The 4,571-nt window shown below is 41.5% G+C and carries 4 protein-coding genes; all 4 read left to right on the forward strand.

Going from position 1 to position 4,571, the window contains the following annotated elements; genetic code table 11:
- The first annotated feature begins 291 nt into the window (after positions 1-291).
- Positions 292-1,518, forward strand: coding sequence for an ISL3 family transposase (locus tag SST111_RS04140; protein WP_099810121.1), 1,227 nt, complete (start codon positions 292-294; stop codon positions 1,516-1,518).
- Positions 1,519-1,706: 188 nt separating this feature from the next.
- Entirely contained in the window at positions 1,707-2,177 is a 471-nt protein-coding gene (locus tag SST111_RS04145) for a FeoA family protein (protein ID WP_029996672.1), read from the forward strand.
- Positions 2,174-4,318 (forward strand): ferrous iron transport protein B, encoded by a 2,145-nt coding sequence (gene feoB, locus SST111_RS04150; protein ID WP_099810122.1) that lies wholly within the window; start codon positions 2,174-2,176, stop codon positions 4,316-4,318. The genes SST111_RS04145 and feoB overlap by 4 nt, the downstream gene beginning before the upstream one ends.
- Positions 4,318-4,470 (forward strand): FeoB-associated Cys-rich membrane protein, encoded by a 153-nt coding sequence (locus SST111_RS04155; protein WP_099810123.1) that lies wholly within the window; start codon positions 4,318-4,320, stop codon positions 4,468-4,470. The genes feoB and SST111_RS04155 overlap by 1 nt, the downstream gene beginning before the upstream one ends.
- Positions 4,471-4,571 lie beyond the last annotated feature (101 nt).

Raw genomic sequence — 4,571 nt, forward strand, 5'->3', positions numbered from 1 at the left:
ACCCTAAAACTCACTATTATCAACATTTTTAGTCAAAAACAGAACTTAGTCTGAGACTAAATTCTGTTGATGTTATGCAGTTTTCTGGCTCTATAATTTCTGTAGTGGGTAAATCCACTGTAGAGATTATGGAGCCTTTTTGAGTATATACAAAAAGTCCCATATAACCTATAATGAAAAGCAACCACACTCACATTAGAAAGACTCATATGGAATAAATCCAGAGTCAGGGAAGTGACTCTGGATTCCTGAGCCTAGAAATAAAAAAGCGAAGATCATACCACAGAACTAATTGGAATCAAAGACAAAAACATCAAAATTCTCTTCGTTTTGAAACATCAGACCCATCTAGAAATCAGGGCAAAGCTAGATTACGACAGCCCCGGTTGTCCTCATTGCCAAGGAAAGTGTATCAAGTACGACTTTCAAAAGTCGTCAAAGATTCCGATTTTGGATTGTCAGGGCCTTCCGACCCTCCTCTTGCTTAAGAAACGGCGGTTTCAATGCAAATCTTGCCAAAAAGTGACTGTAGCTGAGACAACTCTAGTCAAGAAAAACTGTCAGATTTCCCAACCTATTTGGGAGAAAGTGACACAACTCCATACAGAAAACATGACCAATATAGCCATCGCTAGGAGACTACATATCTCCGTATCGGTCGTCCAGAGGAAACTGGCTCAGTTTCAATTTGAGCATGATTTTACGAAATTACCAAAAGTCTTGAGCTGGGATGAATTTAGTCGGAACAAGGGAAAACTCGCCTTCATTGCTCAGGATTTTGAGACGAGATCGATTGTGACCATTCTTGACAACAACCGCCAAACCACCATCAAGAACTATTTCTGCAAGTATCCTAGGGCGGTCAGAGAAACTGTCGAGGTCGTAACAGTGGACATGTCGGGTAGCTATATTCCCATCATCAAAAAACTATTTCCAAGAGCTAAAATTGTCCTTGATAGATTTCACATTATCCAACACCTGAGCCGTGCTATGATGACGACTAGAATTGATATTATGAAGACTTTCGATACGCGTTCCCTACCTTATCGATCCATGAAAAATCACTGGCGTATTCTCCAAAAAGATAGTCGAAAACTGTCTCGAAATCGCTTCTATTCCCGCACTTTTGGGCAAACAGTAACACCGAGAGAGGTTGTCCAGAAGACATTGGATTTCTCAAATGAATTGAAATTCTATTACGAACTCTACCAGATCCTTCTCTTCCATTTCCAAGAGATGAACTCGAAATATTTCTTCGAGCTTCTAGAAGACAATTTGGATCTTGTCAATCCTGCCTTTAAAACTGTTTTTAAAACTTTTCTAAAGTATAAAACGTACATCACGAACGCCATGGAGCTTCCATATTCCAACGCTAAGCTGGAAGCGACCAATAAACTCATCAAAGACATCAAGAGGCAAGCGTTCGGCTTTAGGAACTTTACGAACTTTAAAACCAAGATATATATTGCTTTGAACATCAAAAATGAGAGAACGAATTTCGTCCTCTCTAGGTGTTAGCTTTTCGTCTACCCACTACAGTTGACAATGAGCCAGTTTTCTCAAAGTAACTTCTGGAAGGACGAGAACTAGAACTTACTTTGAGAATTTACCAAAAATAAAGAGAAAATAAGCCATTTCTAAAAATTATCTGACACTTTTAAGGAATTGTGCTATACTATTGTTATAAAAATCACAAAGGAAACGATATGAAACTGCAAAACCTTCAAGTTGGACAATCTTATTTAGTCAAAGATTGTCTAACACAAGATGATATTCGTAAACACTTAGCGAACTTGGGTTTAAAAGTCGGAGAAGAGATTCGCATCATTTCAAAAACCAAGACCAATGCAATTTTCCAAGTCAAGGCAAGCCGTCTAGCCCTAGACAGAGAAATTATTGAATCTCTGGTTTTAATAGAAAAGTCAGCTACGGAAATAATCAATCTATCTGAGGCACCTATTGGTAGCTCAGCTAAGGTTATGGACATCTATGCAACAGGTGCACTCCGTCGTCGCCTCATGGATATGGGACTTACAAAGAACACGCAGCTATTTCTCAAAAAAGTCGCTCCCCTGGGCGATCCAATCGAAATTACCTTGAGAGGATACGAGCTGACACTACGCAAATCCGAAGCGCAAATGATTGGTGTTCAAATCACAAGCGAGGTGAGGAAATGACAAAACACATCGCCCTTGCAGGAAATCCAAATAGCGGAAAAACAACTCTTTTCAACCTCCTAACAGGGACCAACCAACGTGTTGGTAACTGGCCCGGAGTCACCGTTGAAAGAAAATCTGGAACGATCAAAAAGCGAAAACATTTACTAATTCAAGATTTACCAGGTATCTACTCGCTGTCTCCCTACACACCAGAAGAACGGGTTGCCAGAGATTATTTGATAGCGGACCAACCAGCTACTATCCTCAACGTCCTTGATGCAACAAACTTGGAGCGGAATCTCTATCTGACCTTGCAGTTATTAGAAATGGGCCTTCCTGTTGTTATCGCCCTCAATATGACAGACGCCCTGAAAAGTCAAGGTCGCTCAATAAACAGCGACCAGCTCTCCTATCAACTGGGAGTTCCTGTACAGCCTATCAGTGCACTAAAAAAGCTAGGTATATCCCAGCTCCTCCATGAAGTAGAAAAAATTACCAATCAACAAGCTGAGCCAATCTATCCTCAGTATGACAAACAATTTGAAGCTGGCCTCGCCCAAGTTATTGACCTATTATCGGATTCCATCCCAAATCATCAAAAACGCTTCTACGCCATTAAGCTACTCGAACAAGACCAAGCCATTCTAGACCAATTGCAACTCAATGCACAAGACATGCTTGATTTGACCGAAATCATTGCCATTTTGGAAAAAATTTACGCAGACGATATGGAAGCCATTATCGTCAATCAACGCTACCAATTTATCGAGAAAATCACAGAACTGGTCACAAAAGACAGCGATAAGACTTTTAACCTGTCTGATAACATCGACCGACTTGTTACCAATCGTTTTCTTGCCCTCCCTATCTTTGCGGCAGTCATGTGGCTGACCTACTTCCTGTCTATTCAAACGGTTGGTACAATGGGGACTGACTGGGTGAATGATGTCCTCTTCGGAGAGCTTGTTCCAGGCCTTATTCAGGAAAATCTAGATCGATTTGAAATCGCTGGCTGGCTACAATCCCTGGTCCTTGATGGCATTATTGCAGGATGCGGAGCCATCCTCGGTTTTGTACCACAAATTTTCGTCCTCTTCGTCTGCTTGGGAATCTTGGAAGACATCGGCTATATGAGCCGAGTCGCCTTTGTCATGGATAGGATTTTTAGGCGTTTTGGTCTATCAGGCAAATCCTTTATTCCCATGTTGATTTCCACAGGCTGTGGCGTTCCTGGAGTCATGGCAAGCCGGACTATTGAAAATGAACAGGACCGAAAAATCACCATTATGACAGCAACCTTCATGCCCTGTTCTGCCAAACTTCCTATCATTTCGCTGGTAGCCGGTGCTTTCTTTCCTGACAATCCTTGGATTGCTCCAAGCGCCTATTTTGTCGGTATGGCTGCCATCGTCCTATCCGGAATGGCACTAAAAAAGACCAAGCAACTTGGTGGAGTCGCAAGCCCCTTTATCATGGAATTACCATCTTATCACTTACCGAAACTCAGTACGGTTCTCCGATATGCATTCGATAAGGCACTTAGTTTTATCAAACGGGCTGGTACCATTATATTTGTGACTAACATCATTATTTGGTTCAGCAGTTCCTATAATTGGTCTTTACAAATGGTAGAAACAGATGAGAGTATCTTAGCCTCCATTGGACGCAGTTTTTCTCTCCTCTTTGCCCCACTTGGTTTCGGAAATTGGCGAGCAACTGTTGCAGCCATTACAGGTCTCTTAACCAAGGAAACCGTCATTGCCACCTTTGGTATCCTCTATAAATTAGGAGAAACAACCGAAGAAAATCCCGAACTCTGGGGGCTTTTACAACAAGACTATACAGCGTTATCAGCCTACTCCTTCCTAGTCTTCAATCTCCTCTGTGCCCCTTGTTTTGCGGCTATTGGTGCTATTCACCGTGAAATGAGAGAAGCCAAGTGGACATGGATTGCTATCGGTTTCCAAACAGGTTTAGCCTATGCAAGTAGTTTGGTTATCTATCAGGTTGGTCTTGTACTTATCTACAGACAATTACCAACCGTCTGGACATTTATCGCTATCTTTCTAATTATCACAGCCATCTACAGCCTAGTGAAAAAACCAACCAACACTCTTCCAATCGTCACGCTAAAAACATTAGAAAAAGGAGAATATTAATGCCCACACTTATCCTCTTTCTCATCATCGTCATCTTATTTTCTCTTGCTATTCGCAGTCTCATCAAAGGAAAAGAATCCTGCGGAGATTGTTCCTGCGACTGTGCTATTAAGCAAGAAATGAACGAATCTTCTCACCATAGACATCCATAACAAAAAGGGAGTGGGAAAGAACTCGATTGGTCAAAAACATACTAAGATTAGTAGTGAGGAAATCTCCGACGGGAGAGAGTAGTCACTACTTTTTCTTTATG

It is taken from the genome of Streptococcus suis YS161 (genome assembly GCF_002760245.1).
GTDB lineage: Bacteria > Bacillota > Bacilli > Lactobacillales > Streptococcaceae > Streptococcus > Streptococcus suis_I.

Bases quoted from the DNA above. Each gene is read 5' to 3' on its own strand.
- feoB (WP_099810122.1), top strand. From the start codon at position 2,174: ATGACAAAACACATCGCCCTTGCAGGAAATCCAAATAGCGGAAAAACA.
- SST111_RS04145 (WP_029996672.1), top strand. From the start codon at position 1,707: ATGAAACTGCAAAACCTTCAAGTTGGACAATCTTATTTAGTCAAAGAT.
- SST111_RS04155 (WP_099810123.1), top strand. From the start codon at position 4,318: ATGCCCACACTTATCCTCTTTCTCATCATCGTCATCTTATTTTCTCTT.